The organism is Winogradskyella echinorum (assembly GCF_014297365.1).
Taxonomy (GTDB): Bacteria; Bacteroidota; Bacteroidia; order Flavobacteriales; family Flavobacteriaceae; genus Winogradskyella; species Winogradskyella echinorum.
The window spans coordinates 46,779-68,233 of sequence record NZ_JACOQD010000003.1; the positions used below are offsets into that span (position 1 = coordinate 46,779).

Annotated in this window: 24 protein-coding genes; 12 read left to right on the forward strand and 12 right to left on the reverse strand. The window is 31.2% G+C overall.

The window, feature by feature from the left end; translation table 11 throughout:
• Positions 1 to 86: 86 nt before the first annotated feature.
• Genes H8K90_RS12055 through H8K90_RS12065 form a run of 3 tightly spaced genes read left to right on the forward strand, consistent with a single transcriptional unit; the run spans position 87 to position 1,946 of the window.
• Positions 87 to 701, forward strand: coding sequence for an HMG-box domain-containing protein (locus H8K90_RS12055; protein WP_246457725.1), 615 nt, complete (start codon positions 87 to 89; stop codon positions 699 to 701).
• Positions 698 to 1,414: a DUF3307 domain-containing protein gene (locus tag H8K90_RS12060; RefSeq protein WP_186846242.1), complete on the forward strand. Its 717-nt coding sequence runs from the start codon at positions 698 to 700 to the stop codon at positions 1,412 to 1,414. Before H8K90_RS12055 ends, H8K90_RS12060 begins: the two co-directional genes overlap by 4 nt.
• Positions 1,407 to 1,946, forward strand: coding sequence for an acyl-CoA thioesterase (locus H8K90_RS12065; RefSeq protein WP_186846243.1), 540 nt, complete (start codon positions 1,407 to 1,409; stop codon positions 1,944 to 1,946). The genes H8K90_RS12060 and H8K90_RS12065 overlap by 8 nt, the downstream gene beginning before the upstream one ends.
• A 52-nt stretch (positions 1,947 to 1,998) precedes the next feature.
• On the opposite strand, the gene H8K90_RS12070 is transcribed toward H8K90_RS12065, so the two are convergent.
• The 3 genes from H8K90_RS12070 to rpmH form a co-directional block, all read right to left on the reverse strand.
• Positions 1,999 to 2,307 (reverse strand): T9SS type A sorting domain-containing protein, encoded by a 309-nt coding sequence (locus H8K90_RS12070; protein WP_186846244.1) that lies wholly within the window; start codon positions 2,305 to 2,307, stop codon positions 1,999 to 2,001.
• Between the two features lie 77 nt (positions 2,308 to 2,384).
• The gene (gene carB / locus H8K90_RS12075) at positions 2,385 to 5,240 is read right to left on the reverse strand and encodes a carbamoyl-phosphate synthase large subunit (protein ID WP_186846245.1); all 2,856 of its coding nucleotides are present in this window, start codon (positions 5,238 to 5,240) and stop codon (positions 2,385 to 2,387) included.
• A 101-nt stretch (positions 5,241 to 5,341) separates the two neighbouring features.
• Positions 5,342 to 5,503: a 50S ribosomal protein L34 gene (rpmH, locus tag H8K90_RS12080; protein WP_186846246.1), complete on the reverse strand. Its 162-nt coding sequence runs from the start codon at positions 5,501 to 5,503 to the stop codon at positions 5,342 to 5,344.
• A gap of 160 nt (positions 5,504 to 5,663) precedes the next feature.
• Between rpmH and H8K90_RS12085 the strand changes: the two genes are divergently transcribed.
• A complete protein-coding gene (locus H8K90_RS12085; RefSeq protein ID WP_186846247.1) occupies positions 5,664 to 6,242 on the forward strand; it encodes a tetratricopeptide repeat protein in 579 nt (192 codons plus the stop codon).
• A 2-nt stretch (positions 6,243 to 6,244) separates the two neighbouring features.
• On the opposite strand, the gene cls is transcribed toward H8K90_RS12085, so the two are convergent.
• Genes cls through H8K90_RS12100 form a run of 3 tightly spaced genes read right to left on the reverse strand, consistent with a single transcriptional unit; the run spans position 6,245 to position 9,363 of the window.
• The gene (gene cls / locus H8K90_RS12090; RefSeq protein ID WP_186846248.1) at positions 6,245 to 7,693 is read right to left on the reverse strand and encodes a cardiolipin synthase; all 1,449 of its coding nucleotides are present in this window, start codon (positions 7,691 to 7,693) and stop codon (positions 6,245 to 6,247) included.
• A 3-nt stretch (positions 7,694 to 7,696) separates the two neighbouring features.
• Positions 7,697 to 8,653 carry a lytic transglycosylase domain-containing protein gene (locus tag H8K90_RS12095; RefSeq protein ID WP_186846249.1) on the reverse strand — a complete coding sequence of 319 codons (957 nt, stop codon included), beginning with the start codon at positions 8,651 to 8,653 and terminating at the stop codon, positions 7,697 to 7,699.
• 47 nt (positions 8,654 to 8,700) lie between these two features.
• Positions 8,701 to 9,363 carry an alpha/beta hydrolase family protein gene (locus H8K90_RS12100; RefSeq protein WP_186846250.1) on the reverse strand — a complete coding sequence of 221 codons (663 nt, stop codon included), beginning with the start codon at positions 9,361 to 9,363 and terminating at the stop codon, positions 8,701 to 8,703.
• A 160-nt stretch (positions 9,364 to 9,523) separates the two neighbouring features.
• Here H8K90_RS12100 and H8K90_RS12105 point away from each other — a divergent pair, with 160 nt between their 5' ends.
• The gene (locus H8K90_RS12105) at positions 9,524 to 9,820 is read left to right on the forward strand and encodes an N-acetyltransferase (RefSeq protein WP_186846251.1); all 297 of its coding nucleotides are present in this window, start codon (positions 9,524 to 9,526) and stop codon (positions 9,818 to 9,820) included.
• 125 nt (positions 9,821 to 9,945) lie between these two features.
• On the opposite strand, the gene H8K90_RS12110 is transcribed toward H8K90_RS12105, so the two are convergent.
• On the reverse strand, positions 9,946 to 10,356 hold the full coding sequence (locus H8K90_RS12110; protein WP_261799353.1) for an Lrp/AsnC family transcriptional regulator: 411 nt from the start codon (positions 10,354 to 10,356) through the stop codon (positions 9,946 to 9,948).
• A gap of 151 nt (positions 10,357 to 10,507) precedes the next feature.
• Here H8K90_RS12110 and H8K90_RS12115 point away from each other — a divergent pair, with 151 nt between their 5' ends.
• The 3 genes from H8K90_RS12115 to H8K90_RS12125 are packed head-to-tail and all read left to right on the forward strand — an operon-like array spanning position 10,508 to position 11,546.
• Entirely contained in the window at positions 10,508 to 10,798 is a 291-nt protein-coding gene (locus H8K90_RS12115; RefSeq protein ID WP_186846252.1) for a DUF1272 domain-containing protein, read from the forward strand.
• A 3-nt stretch (positions 10,799 to 10,801) separates the two neighbouring features.
• Positions 10,802 to 11,038, forward strand: coding sequence for a hypothetical protein (locus tag H8K90_RS12120; protein WP_186846253.1), 237 nt, complete (start codon positions 10,802 to 10,804; stop codon positions 11,036 to 11,038).
• On the forward strand, positions 11,031 to 11,546 hold the full coding sequence (locus H8K90_RS12125) for a GNAT family N-acetyltransferase (protein WP_186846254.1): 516 nt from the start codon (positions 11,031 to 11,033) through the stop codon (positions 11,544 to 11,546). The genes H8K90_RS12120 and H8K90_RS12125 overlap by 8 nt, the downstream gene beginning before the upstream one ends.
• Before the next feature lie 17 nt (positions 11,547 to 11,563).
• Here the strand turns inward: H8K90_RS12125 and mtaB are convergent, their stop codons facing one another.
• Positions 11,564 to 12,892 carry a tRNA (N(6)-L-threonylcarbamoyladenosine(37)-C(2))-methylthiotransferase MtaB gene (gene mtaB / locus H8K90_RS12130; protein WP_186846255.1) on the reverse strand — a complete coding sequence of 443 codons (1,329 nt, stop codon included), beginning with the start codon at positions 12,890 to 12,892 and terminating at the stop codon, positions 11,564 to 11,566.
• 117 nt (positions 12,893 to 13,009) lie between these two features.
• Between mtaB and H8K90_RS12135 the strand changes: the two genes are divergently transcribed.
• Positions 13,010 to 14,626: an ABC transporter substrate-binding protein gene (locus tag H8K90_RS12135; RefSeq protein ID WP_186846256.1), complete on the forward strand. Its 1,617-nt coding sequence runs from the start codon at positions 13,010 to 13,012 to the stop codon at positions 14,624 to 14,626.
• Positions 14,627 to 14,653: 27 nt separating this feature from the next.
• On the opposite strand, the gene H8K90_RS12140 is transcribed toward H8K90_RS12135, so the two are convergent.
• The 4 genes from H8K90_RS12140 to H8K90_RS12155 all read right to left on the reverse strand — a co-directional run bounded on the left by H8K90_RS12140 (position 14,654) and on the right by H8K90_RS12155 (position 17,945).
• On the reverse strand, positions 14,654 to 15,352 hold the full coding sequence (locus H8K90_RS12140) for a lysoplasmalogenase family protein (protein ID WP_186846257.1): 699 nt from the start codon (positions 15,350 to 15,352) through the stop codon (positions 14,654 to 14,656).
• 127 nt (positions 15,353 to 15,479) lie between these two features.
• Entirely contained in the window at positions 15,480 to 16,421 is a 942-nt protein-coding gene (locus H8K90_RS12145) for a TolB family protein (RefSeq protein WP_186846258.1), read from the reverse strand.
• On the reverse strand, positions 16,390 to 17,565 hold the full coding sequence (locus H8K90_RS12150; protein ID WP_186846259.1) for a GlmU family protein: 1,176 nt from the start codon (positions 17,563 to 17,565) through the stop codon (positions 16,390 to 16,392). The genes H8K90_RS12145 and H8K90_RS12150 overlap by 32 nt, the downstream gene beginning before the upstream one ends.
• A 128-nt stretch (positions 17,566 to 17,693) precedes the next feature.
• A complete protein-coding gene (locus H8K90_RS12155; RefSeq protein ID WP_008272030.1) occupies positions 17,694 to 17,945 on the reverse strand; it encodes a type B 50S ribosomal protein L31 in 252 nt (83 codons plus the stop codon).
• A gap of 161 nt (positions 17,946 to 18,106) precedes the next feature.
• On the opposite strand from H8K90_RS12155, the gene H8K90_RS12160 reads away from it, so the two are divergent.
• The 3 genes from H8K90_RS12160 (at position 18,107) to H8K90_RS12170 (ending at position 21,455) form a co-directional block, all read left to right on the forward strand.
• Positions 18,107 to 18,640: a DUF4199 domain-containing protein gene (locus tag H8K90_RS12160; RefSeq protein WP_186846260.1), complete on the forward strand. Its 534-nt coding sequence runs from the start codon at positions 18,107 to 18,109 to the stop codon at positions 18,638 to 18,640.
• Positions 18,641 to 18,685: 45 nt separating this feature from the next.
• Positions 18,686 to 19,636 carry a glycosyltransferase family 2 protein gene (locus H8K90_RS12165; protein ID WP_186846261.1) on the forward strand — a complete coding sequence of 317 codons (951 nt, stop codon included), beginning with the start codon at positions 18,686 to 18,688 and terminating at the stop codon, positions 19,634 to 19,636.
• Positions 19,637 to 19,727: 91 nt separating this feature from the next.
• Positions 19,728 to 21,455, forward strand: coding sequence for a phospho-sugar mutase (locus H8K90_RS12170; protein WP_186846262.1), 1,728 nt, complete (start codon positions 19,728 to 19,730; stop codon positions 21,453 to 21,455).

Consider the following 21,455-nt stretch of genomic DNA (forward strand, 5'->3'; position numbering starts at 1 on the left):
AAAGAGCATAATATAAAATATTCCATAAAAAAGGAATAATTTTCTTTATTCCATTAAAAAGGCATATATTTGTATTAAATACAAGTATGATGACTAGTATAATTACAGGTGATATTATAAAATCTCGTAAAGCATTCAATGAAGATTTATGGCTAACACCGTTAAAATTAGCTTTATCTAAACTTACCACAGATGCATCTTTTTACGATATATACAGAGGTGATAGTTTTCAATTAGAGTGTAGTGATATCAAAGATAGTTTTAGAACTACTGTATATATAAAAGCATTTTTAAAATCTATAAAAGGTCTAGATGTACGCATGTCCATTGGTATTGGCACAAAAGATTATCACGGAGATTCAGTAAGCGAATCTAATGGTGAAGCTTTTATATTTTCGGGTGAAACATTTGAAACTCTAAAAAAAGAAAAACAAAACCTTAAACTAAAAACCAGCAACGAAGTTATTAATAAAGAAATTAATCTTTATTTTAGACTTGCACTAATTGCTATGGACAACTGGACTGTTAACTCGGCTGAGGTTGTAAAACTAACACTAGAGCATCCTCAAATGATCCAAGTAGAATTAGCTAAACTTATCGGTATAAGTCAAGACGCGGTAAGTAAACGCCAAAAACGTGCATATTTAGATGAAATATTAGAATTAGACACTCTTTATAGAGAAAAAATTGCGCAACTATGACTGCATTACTCTTAAAACTTATTTTAGCTCATCTTATTGGTGATTTCTTTTTACAACCTCAAAAATGGGTTAAAGACAAAGAAAAGAAAAAGCTAAAATCTATATGGCTATATGTGCATGTTACGATTCATATAGCTTTAATGTTTTTAATAGTTTGGGATTTGTCTTATACACTGCTCATAATAAGTATTGGCGCTTTGCATCTTATTATTGATGCTTTAAAACTTACTTTACAAAAGAAAAAGACAAAACGCTTTTACTTTTTTATAGATCAGTTAATGCATTTTATTACCCTAATAGTCTTAGCTCTATTATTTTTTAAAGGTGACATAGAATTTACTTTTACTTTAAATACACATTTTCTATTATTACTTATTAGTATTGGCTTTTTAACTACACCTACTTCCATTATTATGAAAACTATTTTTTCTAAATGGAATATTTCTAAACTAACGAAAAACAATGAATCGCTTAAAGACGCAGGAAAATACATAGGTGTATTAGAGCGTCTATTGGTCTTTATATTTATAGCGACTAGTCATTGGGAAGCTGTAGGATTTTTAATTACTGCAAAATCAGTGTTTAGATTTGGTGATTTAACAGCTTCTAAAGAAAGAAAACTTACCGAATACATCTTAATTGGTACACTAATTAGCTTTGGTATAGCCATACTAATTAGTCTTATTTACTTATATCTTAGAAATTATGTATAGAACAACAGAAGATTCTAGAATCCAAATTTCAGAACTAATGAAACCCTCTCATGCCAATTTTGGTGGAAAAATACATGGAGGTTATATTTTAAGTTTAATGGATAATATTGCATTTGCATGCGCATCTAAACACTCACGAAGTTATTGTGTGACTGCTTCTGTAAATAAGGTAAACTTCCTAAACCCTATTGAAGTTGGCGAATTAGTAACCATGAAGGCATCTGTTAACTATGTTGGCAAATCATCTATGGTTGTTGGTATAAGAGTAGAATCTGAAAATATTAGGACAGGTAAAGTAAAACATTGCAATTCGTCTTACTTTACTATGGTCGCTATAGGTGAAGATGGTAAAACAGTGACTGTTCCAGGTTTAATATTAACCAATAAATTGGCTGCAAAGCGGTTTATTAAATCTATAATAAGAAAAGAAAGTGATAGTAAACGAAGTGAAGATTTAGAGAATCTTTATAAAAATTTAGATCAACATTTAGAACAATTAAAAAATCATCGTGTTAAAATTAACTTTAAATAAAAAAGCCATCACTAATTACAGTAATGGCTTTAAATTTATTTTAAAAATTAAGTTATTGCTTAATAAATCTTTTAGTTTGTGTGGTTTTATCATTAAATACCCTTACTAAATATACTCCGCTTTTCCAATTTGCAACATTAATTGAAGATTCTAATTTCGAAATTTCTCCTTTATATACTCGCTTTCCTAATACATCAAAAACTTCAATTTTTAAATCATCTTTTTCACTAGACAACTTAATATTAAGCTTATTTTTTGATGGATTTGGCGAAATTGTAAATTCTTCTTTTTGGTCAGTAGCTAGCTGAGCAAACGAAAATGCAGAAACAAAAAATAGTAATAAAAGTAATTTTGTTTTCATATAAGTAGGGCTTTAATCAATAGCTAAGTTAATGATTATTAATCAATTTACTATGTATTTCATCGAAAAGTGTGCCATTATTTACTTAAATACATCTTACGTCTCGAATATAAATCGTAAAATTCGTCATCTTTTAAGCTATCAATAAACAATATACTTTCACCAGTACTCTTCATTTCTGGCCCAAGTTTCTTATTCACATTTGGGAACTTATTAAACGAAAATACTGGCTGTTTTATAGCATAACCTTCTAACTGCGGATTAAAGTTAAAATCAGTAACTTTTTTCTCACCTAACATTACTTTAGTCGCATAATTTACATAAGGTTCTTTATAAGCTTTTGCAATAAACGGCACTGTTCGTGATGCTCTAGGGTTTGCTTCAATGATGTAAACTGTATCGTCCTTTATAGCAAATTGTATATTTATTAAACCTACTGTATTTAATGCTCTAGCAATAGTATGTGTGTGGTCGGTAATTTGTTGCATAACAAACTCCCCTAAGTTAAATGGCGGTAGTGTTGCATTACTATCACCAGAGTGAATACCACAAGGCTCAATATGCTCCATAATACCTATAATGTACACATTACCATCTGCATCGCATATTGCATCTGCTTCTGCTTCAATAGCTCCATCTAAATAATGATCTAATAACAATTTATTTCCAGGAATAGATTTTAATAAATCAATAACATGAGACTCTAATTCTTGCTTGTTAATTACAATTTTCATCCCTTGTCCTCCGAGTACATAAGAAGGTCTTACTAATATTGGAAAATCTAAAACATCCGCAATAGCCAAAGCTTCATCTGCAGATTCTGCAACGTCAAATTCTGGATAAGGAATATTGTTTTCTTTTAATATATTAGAGAAACTTCCTCTATCTTCAGCCAAATCTAGAGATTTAAAACTGGTTCCCATTATTTTAACTCCCCATTTCTCTAATTTTTCAGCAAGTTTTAAGGCCGTTTGTCCTCCTAATTGAACGATTACTCCTTCTGGTTTTTCGTGTTGAATAATATCGTAGATATGTTCCCAGAACACAGGTTCAAAATAAAGTTTATCTGCAATATCAAAATCTGTAGAAACTGTTTCTGGATTACAGTTAATCATTATAGTTTCATAACCACATTCTGCAGCAGCTAATACACCATGAACACAACAGTAATCGAACTCAATACCTTGACCAATTCTATTTGGACCAGAACCTAAAACGATTATTTTCTTCTTATCAGTTACAACACTTTCATTATGCACAGAAACTTGTCCATCTGCAGTTTCCACTTCATTTTCGAAGGTTGAATAATAATATGGTGTCTGCGCCTTAAATTCAGCTGCACATGTATCTACTAGCTTAAAAACACGATTTATTTTAAAATCACTTCGCTTTTTATGAACTTCACTTTCTAAACAGCCCAACATGTGCGCTATTTGTCTATCACCATAGCCTTTTTGTTTAGCTTCTAAAAGCAACTCGCGTTCAATAGTATCTATTTTATATGTAGAAATTTCTTTTTCAATTTGAAACAATTCTTCATATTGTCTTAAATACCACATATCAATTTTTGTAATCTCATGGATGCGACTTAATGGAATTCCCATAGCGATAGCATCATAGATAACAAATACACGATCCCAACTTGCTTTAGTTAACTTCTCAATTACAGTATCGTAATCTTTATACCCTTTACCATCAGCACCAAGACCGTTTCGTTTTATTTCTAAAGACTGTGTTGCTTTATGCAGTGCTTCCTGAAACGAACGACCAATTGCCATTACCTCACCAACAGCTTTCATCTGCAGTCCTAATGTACGATCAGACCCTTCAAATTTATCGAAATTCCAACGTGGTATTTTAACGATAACATAATCTAAGGTTGGCTCAAATAATGCTGATGTAGATTTTGTAATCTGATTGCTTAACTCATCTAAATTATAACCCAATGCCAATTTAGCTGCTACTTTTGCAATAGGATAACCTGTTGCTTTACTAGCTAATGCCGAAGAACGCGATACTCTTGGATTAATTTCAATGGCAATAATATCCTCTTCTTCATCCGGACTTACAGCAAACTGAACGTTACAACCACCTGCAAAATCACCAATACTACGCATCATATGGATTGCCATATCTCGCATTTTTTGCTGAGTTTTATCTGATAAAGTCATTGCTGGTGCTACTGTAATAGAATCTCCAGTATGGATACCCATAGGGTCCATATTTTCAATTGTACATATAATAACTACATTATCGTTTTTATCTCTAAGTAGTTCTAATTCATATTCCTTCCAACCTAGTAATGCTTTATCAATCATTACTTCGTGGATTGGCGAAATTTCTAGTCCTCTGGTTAAGGATTCATCAAATTCTTCTTCATCATATACTATAGAAGCTCCAGCACCACCTAAGGTAAACGATGCTCTAATACATAATGGAAAGCCAAATTCTTGAGCTATTTCCTTTCCTTTTAAGAAAGATGTTGCTGTTGCCTGTGGTGCCATACCAACACCAATTTTTAACATTAACTCTCTGAATTTTTCTCTATCTTCTGTAATGTTTATTGCATCAATATCTACACCAATTATCTCTACTCCAAAATCTTTCCAAATTCCTTTTTCATCTGCTTCAATACATAGGTTCAAAGCCGTTTGCCCTCCCATAGTTGGTAAAACAGCATCAATCTGCGGATGTTCTTTTAAAATTTTAATTAAAGATTTTGTAGTCAATGGCAATAAATAAACATGATCCGCCATTGTAGGATCTGTCATTATTGTAGCAGGATTAGAATTTATAAGAATTGTTTCTATTCCATCTTCTCTTAATGAGCGTAATGCTTGAGATCCTGAATAGTCAAATTCACAAGCTTGACCAATGATAATCGGGCCAGAGCCGATAAGTAAAATAGATTTAATGTTTTTGTTTTTTGGCATGAGTAATAAATATTATGGTGTGCAAAAATAGTTATCAATAGGATACAAAAAAAGGCGTTACACCTAAGTAACGCCCTAATATTATTAACAATTGTTAATCATTATCTTTTATGTCTTGCTTCAGATGATACAGACAATTTCTTTCTTCCTTTAGCTCTTCTACGTGCTAAAACCTTTCTTCCGTTAACAGAAGCCATTCTCTCTCTAAAACCGTGCTTGTTTTTTCTCTTTCTTTTCGACGGTTGAAACGTTCTTTTTGGCATGTCCTATTTATTTAAAATCTGAATAATCTTTTTAAATGTTATGAGCTATCTCAAAACTGCGTGCAAATATACAACAAGTTTTTACTTTAGCAAGTAGCAAAAAGAAAAAATTTTTAATTGTTTTTATTACCTTTGCGAACTGCAAAAAATAAACAACAATATGTTCAATAAAAATATAAAACTAGTCATTGCTGTATTAATCATTGCTTTTGGTATCTATCAATTTACTGAAGGTGAAATTGGTAATGGCATTATGTATATCTTACTTTCTACAATTTTTATCTTCTTATACTTTAAGAATGAACTGATATTATTAGCCTTTTTAAAACTTAGAAAACAAGATTTTCCGGGTGCTAAAAAGTGGTTAGATAAGATTAAAAATCCTGAAGGCGCCTTAGTAAAGAAACAACAAGGGTATTTAAATTATCTTAATGGTATCATGGTTTCACAAACCAATATGAATGAAGCCGAAAAATACTTTAAAAAAGCTATTGATCTTGGTTTATCAATGGATCATGATTTAGCGATGGCTAAATTGAACTTGGCTGGAATTGCTTTTTCTAAGCGTCGTAAGCAAGAAGCTCAAAAATTATTAGCTGAAGCTGATAAGCTCGACAAAAGAGATATGCTTGCTGACCAAATTAAAATGATGAAGCAACAAATGAAAAAAGCTTCTATACCAAAGCAGCAATATGGTCAACCAACCTCTTCTAGGCAAAACCGCAGAAGTAGAAGATAATTTTATAAAAGTGGCGCTAGTAATCTAGCTAAGGCTTCTATAATTTTTGTCCTTTTAGATCTATTTTTCCAAGATTGGTACTCTAACTTCTCAGAGCTTTTAATATCATCTTCAAACAGTTTATTTAGACTCGTTGAAAAATCTTCGTTATAAATAAGTGCATTAATTTCAAAGTTAATATTAAAGCTTCTATAATCCATATTAGCTGTGCCAACTGTACCAAAGACTCCATCAATTACCATAGTTTTAGCATGTACAAAACCTTTAGTATAATGGTAAACCTCAACACCTGCCTCTAATAATTGTTCTAAATAAGAATTTGTGGCATACTCTGCAATCCAAGAGTCTGATTTTTTGGGAACAATAATCTTTACTTTTATGTTACTTCTGGCTGCGACTTGTAAAGCTGTTACAATCTCGTCATTTGGAATAAAATATGGTGTTGTGATATATATATAATTTTCGGCATTAGTTATAGCTAAAAAAAAGGCCTCCATTATATTAGACCAATCTGTATCTGGACCGCTTGCTGCAATTTGTAATGGAACACTTTCTTTGCAATCATGATCTGGAAAGTATTTTTTTGAAATCTTTAAGTGCGAGTCGCTAACAAAATCCCATGTTGAAAAAAACAATATTTGAAGTGATTTTAAAGCTTCCCCAACAATTCTTATATGTGTATCTCTCCAATATTTATCATTATTAGAATTTACATAAGCATCTGAAATGTTTATTCCTCCTACGTAACCTATTTGTCCGTCAATAACAACTATTTTACGATGGTCTCGATAATTCATCTGCCCAGTAAACTTCGAAAACAATACTGGCATAAAGGAGAACATTTCTATACCGCTTTCCTTAATTTTTCGCTTCATTTTTGATGTAATAGAACTACCTACATCATCTATAATAATTCTTACCTCTACTCCATCTTTAGCTTTATCACATAACAGATTTAAAACTTCTGTTCCTATTTTATCATCTTTAATTATAAAATATTCAAGATGTATATGGTGATTGGCATTTTTTAAGTCTTCTAGTAATAATTTAAATTTTTCATCACCATTTTTAATAAGCCTTACGGCATTATTAATAGTTAATTTAGAGTTTTCACTATTGTATAAAAGAGGAATTAGTTTCGATTTTTCATGTAAAATATCATCAACTTCTTTAATTGTCTTAGAATCTAATTCTAGTTCATCCTTTATTCGCTTAACAACTGATTGGTTAAGAACTTTTTTTCTGTCAAAAATTTTAGATTTTCTATATTCTTGTCCAAACAAATAATAGACTAATAAGCCTACAAAAGGAAAAACCAACAAAACTATAATATAACTTAAGGTTTTTGTTGGGTTTATTTTTTTTAATAAAATTGTAAAAACAGCAAAAAGGGCTAAAATATAATTTAGCCCTAGCAGTATTTGCCAAATATAGTTTTTTACAAAATCCAAATATTAAGGTTTAGTATTGTAATAGCCCTCTTTTGGTATCTCTATTTTATATAATTTTCTGGACTTATTATTTAGATGGTTTTCTCTTAACCAAGGATTATGCAATTTTAAAATCTTATAATTAATACCAAAGCGTTTTGCAAACTGTGCAAAATTAGTGACTGCTGTATCTACTTCAACACTGTTTGTAGGTACTTGTTTGTACAAATCGGTTTTATTAAAGTTAAAACCATACTTATCTGGATGAGATAATATTTCTTTTAAAGCTACAATTCTAAATACATAGCGTCCCGTTTCTTCACCTAATAATAAATCATAGTAATCTGAAACACCTTGCTCTTTAAAACGTCTAGAAACACCTGCATTACCAGCGTTATATGCTGCTGCAGCTGCTGTCCATGAACCTAAATTGTCTTTTGCCTTTTTTAAATAATCACATGCCACTTCCGTAGCTTTTTCTAAATTGTAACGTTCGTCAACATTTGTATTTATTTCTAAACCATTTTCTCTTCCGGTTGCTTTCATAATTTGCCAAACACCACTTGCTCCTGCAGGCGATTTTGCAGTTTGAACTAATCCACTCTCAATAACAGCTAAATACTTAAAATCATCAGGTACTCCATTTTTTTTAAGAATTGGTTCTATTATAGGAAAGTACTTTTGCGCACGCTTAAACATTAATAACCCGTTAGATTGCCAATAGGTGTTAACCAATAATTCTTTATCCATACGCTCATAGATATCTGGATTCTCTATTGGCACTAATTCCCCAGCAAAATTTAATCCTTCAGGCATTTCTAATGCGTAAACATTATAATCGTTTATTAAAGGTTTTTCTTTTCCAAGGTTAGCGTCTGAAGTTGCATTTTCATCTGCTGGCGCTTTTTGCATAGAAAAGATAAAAAGTCCGGATACGCAGACCAATCCTATTGCGGCTAAAGTGTTTTTTAAGATTTGCATGGCTTTATTTTTTTTACAATTTAGAAAAACTATTGAATTATACAAATTTAGGCTTCAATTAGTTTTGGTAAATTTTCGTTAAACCATTTATACTTATTGATAATCATTATATGCGAACCATTTTTAATAACTAGGCATTCTCCGCCACAAGAATGCGGAAAAACCATGTCCTTATCTCCGTGAATATATATAGCCTCTGGATTTGGTTCTTCTTGATCCCAACATACAACCTGCTTTATAGCCCAATCTAAATATGTTTTATCACTTACAGAAAGATACTTTTTATACAAATCTACACGCTTTTTTATGGTTTCACCAAAAGCATATTTAGCCAAAAGATCTATATTACTCACCAACTGAGTTGGTAATATCTTATAAGCTTTTGTAATTTTAAGAAGTTTGAATCGTTTAGGCAACTCATGATGTGATTTTACGCTAGAAACGACAATTAGCTTCTTTAATTTAATGTATTTACTCATTTCTTGAACCAAAATGCCACCGAAGGATACACCCAGTAAAACAACATTATCGTGCTTAATAAAATTACACATACGTTTTGCATATGCTTGCAGAGTTTCATCTTTGTCGGGAATTTGCCATTCTAACCAATGAATATTGTAATGCGACTCTGGTAGTTTTATATATTCGAATATAGTTGGGTTAGCTGCCATGCCTGGCATTAAATATACATTTGTGATTTCTACATCCATAGGTATAAATCTCTTTAATAGAAGTGTCTTAATTGATTATAATTTAAGGTTTTAACACTGTAAAACTAAAACTTACATGTATTTTTTGTACCTTTGCACAGCAAAACTATAGAAAATATAGTATCTACACGCCAACCGCTAATCTTAAATTAAAGAAATTATGACTGAAACAGCTGAATTGATTGACAATGAATTTCTCCGTCAATTTGAATTAAAGGTTGAAAACGACATGGCAATTATAGAATATTCTTTGCAAGAGCGTAAGATATTTTTAACTAAAATGATAATTCCTGATGCTATTAGAACTGATGAATTTGAATTAGATTTCATTGACTTAGTATTTAGCAATATCAAAGAACGAAATATTAGTGTGGTACCTACAAGTCCTGAAATTGCTAAATTCGTAAGACGAAACAGAAAGTATAAACGTATGCTACCAGTTGGTATTCGTATCTAATCTTTAAAAAAATTAAATAAAAAAATCCGTTGTTCTTTAAAGCATCGGATTTTTTTATTTATAGTTTTTTGAAATATAATTTCATAAGATAAATCACAAAGAAGTAACTATATACATACATATTCCTATACTTCTAAGATAATACTTGTCTTTGTAGATCCATATTGAGACATCTTTTCGAGAAAAGCTATAAGGTGCCTGTTATTTTTAAAATAACCTAAAACACATATACAATCGTCACCAGTAATTCTATCACAGCTCTGCACCTCTTCCATAGCACGTATTCTATCTAAAACATCCGATGTCCCAGTTAATCCTTGATGCATTACTAACGTTATATATGCCTTTGTCTCTACTCCTAATTTTTCATGATTAACTCTTAATGCATAACCTTCTATAATACCATCTTCTTCTAATTGTCTTACACGTTTACCAATAGCAGGAGCAGATAAACCTACCTCTTTACCTATTTTAGCAAAGCTTTCTCGAGCGTTGATTTGAAGCATTTCTAATATTTTTCTATCTAACACATCCATTTACAATAAAAACTTATTTAACTAATATTTGACATAATCGAATTCAAATATAAATTAATTAATTCGATTATAAACCAAAAACAAATAAATGCTTTCTATATTTGTAATATCAGTTTTTTAAATAAGCAATCCTAAACGTAAAGTATTACATATGTTAGACATTAGACCAAATTGCGAACACTGCAACAAAGATTTACCAAATACTTCTACCGAAGCTATGATCTGCTCTTTTGAGTGCACCTACTGTAAAACATGCGCTTTAGACATTTTTGAAAATGTTTGCCCCAGTTGTTCAGGAAATTTTGTACCACGACCTATAAGACCACAAAAAGAATTTGAAAAATTTCCTGCCTCTACAAAACAAATATTTAAACCAAAAGATTTGGAGAAAGCTAAACTAAATTCGGATCGATTTAAAAATATTCAACCACAAAAAAGATAATATATGAGTCCATTTTTAATTGATTGCATTGGTTACGGAGCGTTAGTGATTAATTTATATTCAATGTCAACAAAAGGAGAATATAAATTAAGGGTAATATCACTTATTGCAAATATGGGTTATATTTTATATGGTGTACTAATTAGTGCTACACCTATAATTGTCGGATGCACAATTGCAGTGCTTTTGCATGGTTATCACATTAAAAGATTACGAAAATATAAGACTAATAATGATTAAAATAAAAATAGCTTCCATAAAAGATGTAGAGGTTTTAGCACTTTTAGGCAGATTAACTTGGTCAGAATCCCATGGTCACTATATAGAAGATAAAAATGATGTACTAAAATATCTTGATGAGAATTTTTCAATTGCCAAAACAAAACAGCTTATTATGGATTCTAATCAACACTTCTATATTATCTACGTTGACGATTTTCCTGCAGGCTATGCTAAATTAATTGTTAATGCTACAAACGAAAATATTACAGTTCAAAATAGTTGTCGATTAGAAAGAATATTCCTCTTAAATGATTTTATACCCTTAAAAATTGGAAAACAATTACTCACTTTTGTTGAAGAGCAAGCTAAAACATTAAAATCAGACGAAATGTGGCTTACGGTTTATATAAAAAACAAAAGAGCCATACGATTCTATGAAAAAAACGATTTTAAAAACGTAGGAGAATTAAACTTTGTAGTGAGTGGGAAAGGTTATAAAAATATAGTTTTCTCAAAAAAAATATAAAGTATATAAGTATTTATTTATGAGACCAAAGCTTTAACAAAATCAAACCTTACCAAACCATCTTCATCAATTTTAGTAAGATTAACTTTATGAAGCGTATTGATCAACTCAGGATTCCAAGGAGTCTTAACCTTTACATAGTTTTCTGTAAAACCGTGTATATATCCTTCTTTATTTTCACCTTCAAACAAAACAGTTCTTTCTGTACCTAATTGATTTTCATAGAAAGCACGACGCTTTTTAGCAGACAAACCTCTCAGCATTTTGCTACGTTTTGCTCGTACATTTTTATAAACTACACCTTCCATTTCTGCCGCTTCTGTATTATCGCGTTCAGAATATGTAAAGACATGTAAATAAGATATATCGAGTTCATTTAAGAAATTATAGGTTTCTAAAAAATGTTCATCTGTTTCACCAGGAAAACCAACTATGACATCCACACCAATACAAGCATGAGGCATTACTTCTTTTATTTTAAACACACGATCTACATACAATTCTTTCATGTAGCGACGTTTCATCTTTTTCAGTATATCATTACTTCCACTCTGCAAAGGCACATGAAAATGCGGTACAAACGCTCTCGACTTTGAAACCAAATCAATAGTTTCATTTTTTAATAAATTGGGTTCTATAGATGAGATTCTGAGACGTTCAATTCCTTCAACCTTATCTAATTCAGTAACTAGATCTAAAAAAGTATGTTCGTGTTTTTTATTCCCAAATTCACCTTTACCATAATCACCAATATTAACACCTGTAAGCACAATTTCTCTTATGTCTTGCTCCGCAATTTCTTTAGCATTCTTAATCACATTTTCCATAGTGTCACTACGAGAAATACCTCTGGCTAATGGAATTGTGCAATAGGTACATTTGTAATCGCAACCATCTTGTACTTTTAAAAATGCACGCGTTCTATCACCTATAGAATAACTACCAACATAAAAGTCAGCTTCTTCAATTTCGCAACTATGTACTTCTCCGAAGTCATTTTTGGTTAAATCGTTGAGATAATCTGTAATTTTAAACTTCTCAGTAGCACCCAAAACCAAATCTACACCGTTGACATCTGCTAACTCTTCTGGTTTTAATTGTGCATAACACCCAATGGCAGCCACAAATGCATCCGGATTTACTTTTTGTGCTTGCTTTACAATAGATTTAAAACGCTTATCTGCATTTTCTGTAACAGAACATGTATTAATAACATAAATATCCGCATTGTCTTTAAAGTCTACACGCTGAAAACCCTCGTCTTTAAAACTTCTAGCAATTGTAGAAGTCTCAGAGAAGTTGAGCTTACAACCCAAAGTATAGAATGCAACTTTTTTAGAATTCATGTTTTGTTATTCTGAACTTGTTTCAGGATTTTTTTAAATTTACCTTTAGCACTTAAATCAAGGCTAAAAAAGAATCTTATAAATTTTGTGGCTGCAAATTTACAACATTATAGTTATATGCTAAAACTCACCAAATTCTTATTCAGTAGGATACCATATTGTGCAATAGCTTTAATTATTCTGTCTTGTAATTCTAAAAATAAGTCTAACAAAGACCATCTCGTTTTTAAATACAATGAGCACAAAAACATTGGCTCACTAGATCCAGCCTTCTCTAAAGATATAGCAGACATTTGGGCGACGCACCAATTGTTTAATGGTTTGGTGCAAATGGATGACCAACTCAATGTTAAACCTTGTATTGCCAAAAACTGGACGATTACTGATAGCGCTAAAACCTATACATTTAGCCTTAGAAAAGATGTGTTTTTTCACAAACATCATTTATTTGGTAATGATTCTACTAGATCAGTAAAAGCTTCGGATTTTGAATACAGCCTCAATCGTTTAAAAGATCAGTCTATTGCGTCTCCTGGTAGTTGGGTACTTAATAAGGTGGAAAGCTTTTCTGCCATTAATGATTCTATATTTCAAATAAAATTAAAACAACCTTTTCCAGCATTTTTAGGTTTACTAACAATGAAATATTGCTCTGTTGTACCAAAAGAGATTGTAGAACATTATGGAAATGACTTTAGATCTAACCCAATTGGTACAGGTCCATTTACATTTAAGCGATGGGAGGAAAATCTAAAACTCGTCTTTAGAAGAAATGATCATTATTTTGAAACAGACTCTATAGGACAGCAATTACCTTATCTAGAAGCGATTGCCATAACATTTTTACCAGATAAACAAAGTGAATTTTTACAATTTGCTCAAGGCAATATTGATTTTGTATCTGGCTTAGATGCATCCTATAAAGATGAAATTTTAACATCTAACGGAAAGTTAAGAGCACTTTATGCCAATGAGGTAAATATGATACGAGGCCCTTATCTCAATACTGAATATTTAGCATTTTTTATGGAAACTGAGGTTTCTGAAATTCAGGCTATAAAACTGAGAAAAGCTATAAACATAGGTTTTGATCGCCATAAGATGATGACCTATCTACGAAATGGCATTGGTATACCCGCAAAAGGTGGTTTTATACCAAAAGGTTTACCAGGTTTTGATGACACCATTGGCTACACTTATCAACCAGAATTAGCCAAACAACTAGTATTAGAATTTAAGGAAGCAACAGGAATAGACAATCCTGAAGTGACTTTAACTACAACAAGTAACTATTTAAGCTTTTGCGAATTTATTCAGCGCGAAATACAAAAAACAGGTCTAACTGTTAATGTGGACGTTATACCAGCTTCGAGCTTAAAAGATGCCAAGGCTAATGGTCAGTTAGACTTTTTTAGAGCCAGTTGGGTTGCAGATTATCCTGATGCTGAAAATTACCTTTCACTTTATTACAGCAAAAATTTTGCACCAAATGGTCCTAATTACACACATTTTAAAAGTGATTTGTTTGATACCATGTATGAATCTGCATATCTTGAAACTGACATTACAAAAAGAGAGCAGTTATACACCAAAATGGATTCTTTAATCATGGCTTCAGCACCAATTGTACCTATGTTCTATGATGAAGTAGTACGTTTTACCAGAAAAGAGGTTAAAGGATTAGGAATCAATGCTACCAATTTATTAGAATTAAAACAGGTTAAAAAACACTAAATTGGCATTACTTAATGTTTTAATCTATTAGTTTTTTGCATTTTCCTTTAATAGACCTACCACAATAAAAAACTGAGACAAGTTAAATGCTAAGGCAATTATTGTGCTACTTAGAAAATTGTATTGAAAAGATGGTGCAAACATGTTTAAAGCAGTTAATCCATCTACAATTAACATTAAAACAAAACCAGTTAAAACAAGTATAAAACTCAGTTTATTTACAACTCCATATCTGAGATATGTAAATAAACCAAATAACAAAGAGACAAACAAATACACTAATACCTGCACAAAATAAATCTCCTTTAAATTATTTATAATAGCCGTAAAAATAAACAGCATATATAAACTACATAAAATTAAAAATGGAATTATACGTTTAAAATTAAAATCTTTGTGATTTAAAAAACAAGTTATAAAACAGATTTTGGCAAAAATCAACATTACTATAGCCATGTTAAAACTAAAAACCGAATAACGATCTAAAAAAAACAAGTCTCCTGCAAAAAACATAAGTATTCCAGAAACGACTATTATGGCTTTTTCTCTTTTAAAATTTTGAACATTTTTAAAAAAATAGTGTACTATAAGTATTGGGGCAATTGGTTTTACAAAATAGCGGTAATAACTCGGGCCATCTCCATATTTAAGAGCAATATTAATAAGTATAACAACGATTATTAAAGTTAAATAGCCAATAAAACGATATGATAAAATTTTACGCATATTTTAAAATACTTTATAGCACACTAAAAATAATTTGACTATACCTTTTTACTCCGTGAAGAATATTGATTACTATATATAATAATTTTTATATAATTCTCAAATACGGATTATAACCAATTGAAATTTAAAATTTAGAAAAGTAATAAAGGTCATCACCACCTTCGCCTTTTAATCGTCTCGACGATAAATAACCCGTAGTTAAATCATCATTTAAGAAAAACGAAAAGTCATCACCAACTGTGTTAATAGGTTTATTTAATGACACTGGAATTTGTTCAGGATCTGCAGATGATAAATCATAGCTATAAATATCTAACCCTCCTTTTCCACCTCGTCTATCTGATGAAAAGTAAAGCTTGTTATCTGCACTTACAAAAGGAAAAATCTCTTTACGAGACGAATTTATTTTTTCGCTTAGCTTTGTAACCTCACCATAAGTTTCGTGATTAGATATAGAAACTTTATACAAATCAGATTTGCCTTTGGTACCTTTTATTGTTGAAACAAAATATAAGGTATTGCCATCTGGACTTAAAGCAGGATGTAAAAAATTATAATTTGGATCGCAAAATGGTAATGTTGTAAAATTTGTCCATCCTACACCTTCTTTATACTCTGCTCGTTGTATTAAAAGATTAAAAGTATTTTTATCTTGAAGTTTGTTTTCTCCCGCTTTTGTGTGGTTTGAAGTAAAATACATATACTTACCATCTTTTGTGTAAGTTGCTGCCGTCATATTAGACATACCAACCTCTGGTCTTTTTACTAATTTTGAATTTTTAATTTCACCATCTTCAGCAAGTTCACCTTCATAAATTCCATACAAGTTTTGAGCATATTTATCTAATATAGCTCGGCCATTTTTTCTTGTAAGGTTAGAACAGTAATACACTTTGTCATTAACTACTCTAGCAGCAAAATGATCGAGTTTATTATTAATTTTAAGTTTTTTTAATTCAACATCTTTACTCTGAGAAAATCCATAAAATGTTGTAAGTAAAAAAAGTACTAGCAATTTGGGTCTTAGTATCATTTTATTCTCTTCTATATTGTTTTGTTTCTTCAAAAATATGTTCTAAAATAGCTTTATCTCTATCTGTGAATTCCTCTTTACGTCTTGCCATTACAACCTCAGCAACTTCAAAAGCCTTATTCGTTTTGTAGGTTACAAATCCTTTACTTCCGCCCCAAGAAAAACTTGGCACAAAATTACGAGGAAAACCACTTCCAAAGATATTAGCACTTACACCAACAACCGTACCAGTATTAAACATTGTATTAATTCCACATTTGCTATGGTCTCCCATCATTAAACCGCAAAATTGCAATCCGGTTTTAGCAAAACCTTCGGTTTGGTAATCCCAAAGTCTCACTTCGGCATAATTATTTTTTAGATTACTATTATTTGTATCTGCTCCTAAATTACACCATTCTCCTAATACAGAATTTCCTAAAAAACCATCATGTCCCTTATTAGAAAACCCAAATATCACAGAATTATTAACTTCACCACCTACTTTACTGTGTGGTCCAATAGTCGTAGGGCCATATATTTTACTAGCCAATTTTAATGTAGCGTTATTACAAAGTGCAAAAGGGCCTCTCACTATAGAACCTTCCATCACCTCTGCGTCTCTACCAATATAAATTGGACCAGTACTTGCATTTAAAGTTGCAAAGTTTACAATGGCTCCTTTTTCTATAAAAATGTTTTCTGGATTGATCGTATTAACAGTAGCAGGTATGGGTTGAGATTGTCTTTCTTTAGTTATTAAATTAAAATCTTCAGCTATAGCTTCACCATTTTTTGAAAAAATATCCCAAGTATGTTCTAATGTTAAAATATCTCCTTCAAACTCAACGGCTTCAAATGTTGAAAAGTCATTAACTTCCTCTCCTTCTTTAGCATAAAATGCAATAACATCTTCACCCTTGAATAATGCCTGATTATGTTTTAGATTTTTCACAAATTCAACCACTTCCATATTAGGTAAAAAAGAGGCATTAATCATAATGTTCTCTTCCATTTCTACCATTGGAAACTTGTCTGCTAAATAATCTTCAGTAACCGTTGTTGTAGTATATTCTAAATAAGATTCCCATTTCTGACGAATGGTTAAAATACCAACTCTAATATCTGCAACTGGTCTTGTATATGTAAACGGCAAAAGATTATTTCTATATGGCCCGTCGAATAAAATATAATTCATTTTAAAGTTTTATGTTTAAAGAAGCCTATTATTGGCTTAATTACATTACTCAAAAGTAGCCTAATTATAGAAAACAAAAAAGCCTTTCTGTTATTAGAAAGGCTTTTTCGATTATCGGTAAGCTATGTTTATTTTTTAAACTTAGCATATTTGTTTTTAAACTTATCAATACGACCAGCTGTATCTACTAATTTAGATTTACCAGTATAGTATGGGTGTGATGTTCTAGAAATTTCCAATTTTACTAATGGATATTCAACACCATCAACCTCAATAGTTTCACTTGTATCTGCTGTAGATTTAGTTAAAAAAACATCGTCATTAGACATGTCTTTAAACGCTACTACTCTATAATTTTCTGGATGTATTCCTGCTTTCATCGCTAAATGCTTTAAATAAATTCGATTTTTTCGAGGTGCAAATTTAAGTATTTTTTATAAATCTACAATCTTTTTAAGAATTTTTATTTTACAAAAATATGTAACATTTAGCTATCTTTGAGTACTAACTAGTCAATTAACTAAAAAACTCATCTTATATTATGGAAAAATCTTTGAAATCCGTATCGATAAATTATGGTCTATATCTAGGTCTAATATTATCCGCCTTCACTATTATTGCTTACGCTGTAAATATTGAATTACTTGTTAACTTTTGGATAATGATATTACTCTTGCCCTTATTAGCTATAGTTTTTGGGATAATATCATCAGCAAAATCTAAAAGCATTTTAGGCGGCTTTATGAGTTTTAAACAAGCTTTTTCATCTTACTTTATAACTGTAGCTATTGGTATAATTATAAGTACACTCGTTACAATTATATTATTTAGTTTTATTGATCCAGATGCCGCTGCAATGTTACAAGAGATTGGTATGGAAAAAGCAAGAGCTCTAATGGAAAGGTTTGGAGCACCAGAAAGTGAAATAGAAAAAGCAATGGCTCAAGCTGCTGAACAAGATGCAATGGGAATTAGTACACAATTATTAAATATTGCTAAAGGACTTATTTTCTATGCAGTTATTGGATTAATTGTGGCATTAATAATGAAAAAGAAAGACCCTAACGAGGCTTAAAAAAATTCTCTATTTTTGAAGTCTAGAAATTAGACGATAATCCTTATGAATATATCAGTAGTTATACCACTACTTAACGAAGAAGATTCTTTAAAAGAATTACACGATTGGATTGTATCAGTGATGCAATCCAATTCGTTTTCTTACGAAATTCTATTTATTGATGATGGTAGTACTGATACGTCTTGGAAAGTCATTTCTCAACTTTCTCAAGCTAATTCTAGCGTAAAAGGAATTAGATTTCTAAAAAACTTTGGCAAATCTCAAGCATTACACGCTGGTTTTGCGAAGGCCAAAGGTGACGTGGTTATTACTATGGATGCCGATTTACAGGACAACCCAGAAGAAATACCAGAATTATACCAAATGATAACCAAACAAAATTATGATTTGGTTTCTGGATGGAAAAAGAAACGCTACGACTCTGTTATCTCTAAAAATTTACCTTCTAAGCTATTTAATTGGGCTGCAAGACGCACATCTGGTGTAAAACTACACGACTTTAATTGTGGCTTAAAAGCTTACAGTAACAATGTTGTAAAACATATTGATGTTTATGGAGAAATGCATCGCTACATTCCAGTACTAGCAAAAAATGCTGGCTTTTTAAATATAGGTGAAAAAGTAGTTCAACATCAAGCTAGAAAATACGGTAAAACTAAATTTGGGATGAACCGTTTTATCAATGGGTTTCTAGATCTTTTAACCATTTGGTTTATTTCAAAATTTGGCAAACGACCTATGCATCTTTTTGGCGCCTTAGGTGTATTAATGTTCGTAATCGGTTTTGGGTTCTCGTTTTACTTAGGTTTAGATAAATTATTCTTTAACCCAACGGGTCGATTAATAACAGATAGACCACAATTTTACATAGCGTTATCAACTATGATAATAGGTTCGCAATTTTTTATAGCTGGTTTCTTAGGCGAACTTGTTTTACGCTCTAAACGTCAACAACAACGATATTTTATAAAAGAGGATATAAATTTATCTTAATTCCCAAGATTTTACATCTTTATAATCTTTCACAAATTGTGAATTGTTTATTTTTGTTTACGATACTTATTGTTAATAAATCTAAATAATTATGATCCATATTAAACCTGAAATTTTAGAGCGTGTAAATTCTTGGTTAACTCCTGCTTTTGATAAAGATTCTCAAGAACAGATAAAACATATGATTGCTTCTGACCCAAAAGGCTTAGAAGAAAGTTTTTATAAAGACTTAGAGTTTGGTACAGGAGGAATGCGAGGTATTATGGGTTTAGGTACTAACCGAATCAATAAATATACTTTAGGAAAAAACACGCAAGGTTTAAGTAATTATTTAAAAGAATCTTTTCCGAATGAACAAGTGAAAGTAGCCATTGCCTATGATTGCAGGCATAATAGCAAAACCTTTGGTAAGGTGGTTGCAGATATTTTTTCGGCTAACGGAATTCAAGTTTATCTGTTTGAAGACTTAAGAGCTACTCCAGAATTATCATTTGCATTAAAACATTTAGGTTGCCATTGTGGCATTGTTTTAACCGCATCTCATAATCCACCAGAATATAATGGCTACAAAGTATACTGGCAAGATGGAGGACAATTAGTACCACCACAAGATGCTGCCGTAATAGCAGAAATAAATAAATTAGATTATTCTGAAATTAAGTTTGATGCTAACCCTAATTTAATTCAATTTATTGGAAAAGAAATCGATGATGTATTTATTGATAACTCTATAAAAAATGGAAGTTTTAACACGTCCTCAGATGCTAGACAAAATCTTAATATCGTTTTTACATCCTTACATGGTACTTCAATAACTGCAATACCAGAGACACTAAAACGTGCAGGTTATACTAATGTTAATATTGTTGAAGAACAATGTGAACCAAACGGAGATTTCCCAACTGTGGTTTCACCAAATCCTGAAGAACCAGAAGCACTTAAAATGGCAATGGAACTTGCAGAAAAAGTTGATGGAGATATTGTAATTGGTACAGATCCTGATTGCGATCGTTTAGGAGTTGTAGTAAGAAACCTAGAAAACGAGTTGGTTATTCTTAACGGTAACCAAGCCATGCTTTTAATGACAGATTTTCTATTAAAGCAATGGAAGGCATCTGGTAAAATTAACGGAAATCAATTTATAGCAACCACTATTGTTTCTACACCAATGCTCTCTGTTTTAGCAAAATCATACGATGTTGATTGCAAAATTGTACTTACAGGTTTTAAATGGATAGCCAAACTGATAAAAGACTACCCAGAGCTAGATTTTGTTGGTGGTGGAGAAGAAAGTTTTGGTTTTATGGTAGGTGATTTTGTGCGTGATAAAGACGCTGTTACCTCTACCCTTTTAGCTTGTGAAATTGCAGCTCAAGCAAAAGCGAATAATAAAACTGCTTATGAGGCCTTAATTGATCTCTATTTAGAACATGGCTTTTTTAAAGAACGTTTGGTATCATTAACTAAAAAAGGAATCGAAGGCGCTCAAGAAATCAAACAAATGATGATTGATGCTAGAGAAAACCCTCTTAAAATGGTCAACGGTTCTAAAGTTATTAAAATTGAAGATTATCAATTATCTATTGCTAAAGATATGGTGAATAATACTGAGAAAACTATAGATGTTCCTAAATCTAACGTGTTAATTTATTATACAGAAGACGGCAGTAAAATAGCCTTAAGACCTAGTGGTACTGAACCAAAGATAAAATTCTACATCAGTGTTAACACCAAACTAGACAATGTGTCTGCATTTAAAGAAACGGAGCAATTGTTGGAAAATAAAATTGATGCAATCCTCAAGGATATGAATTTGTAA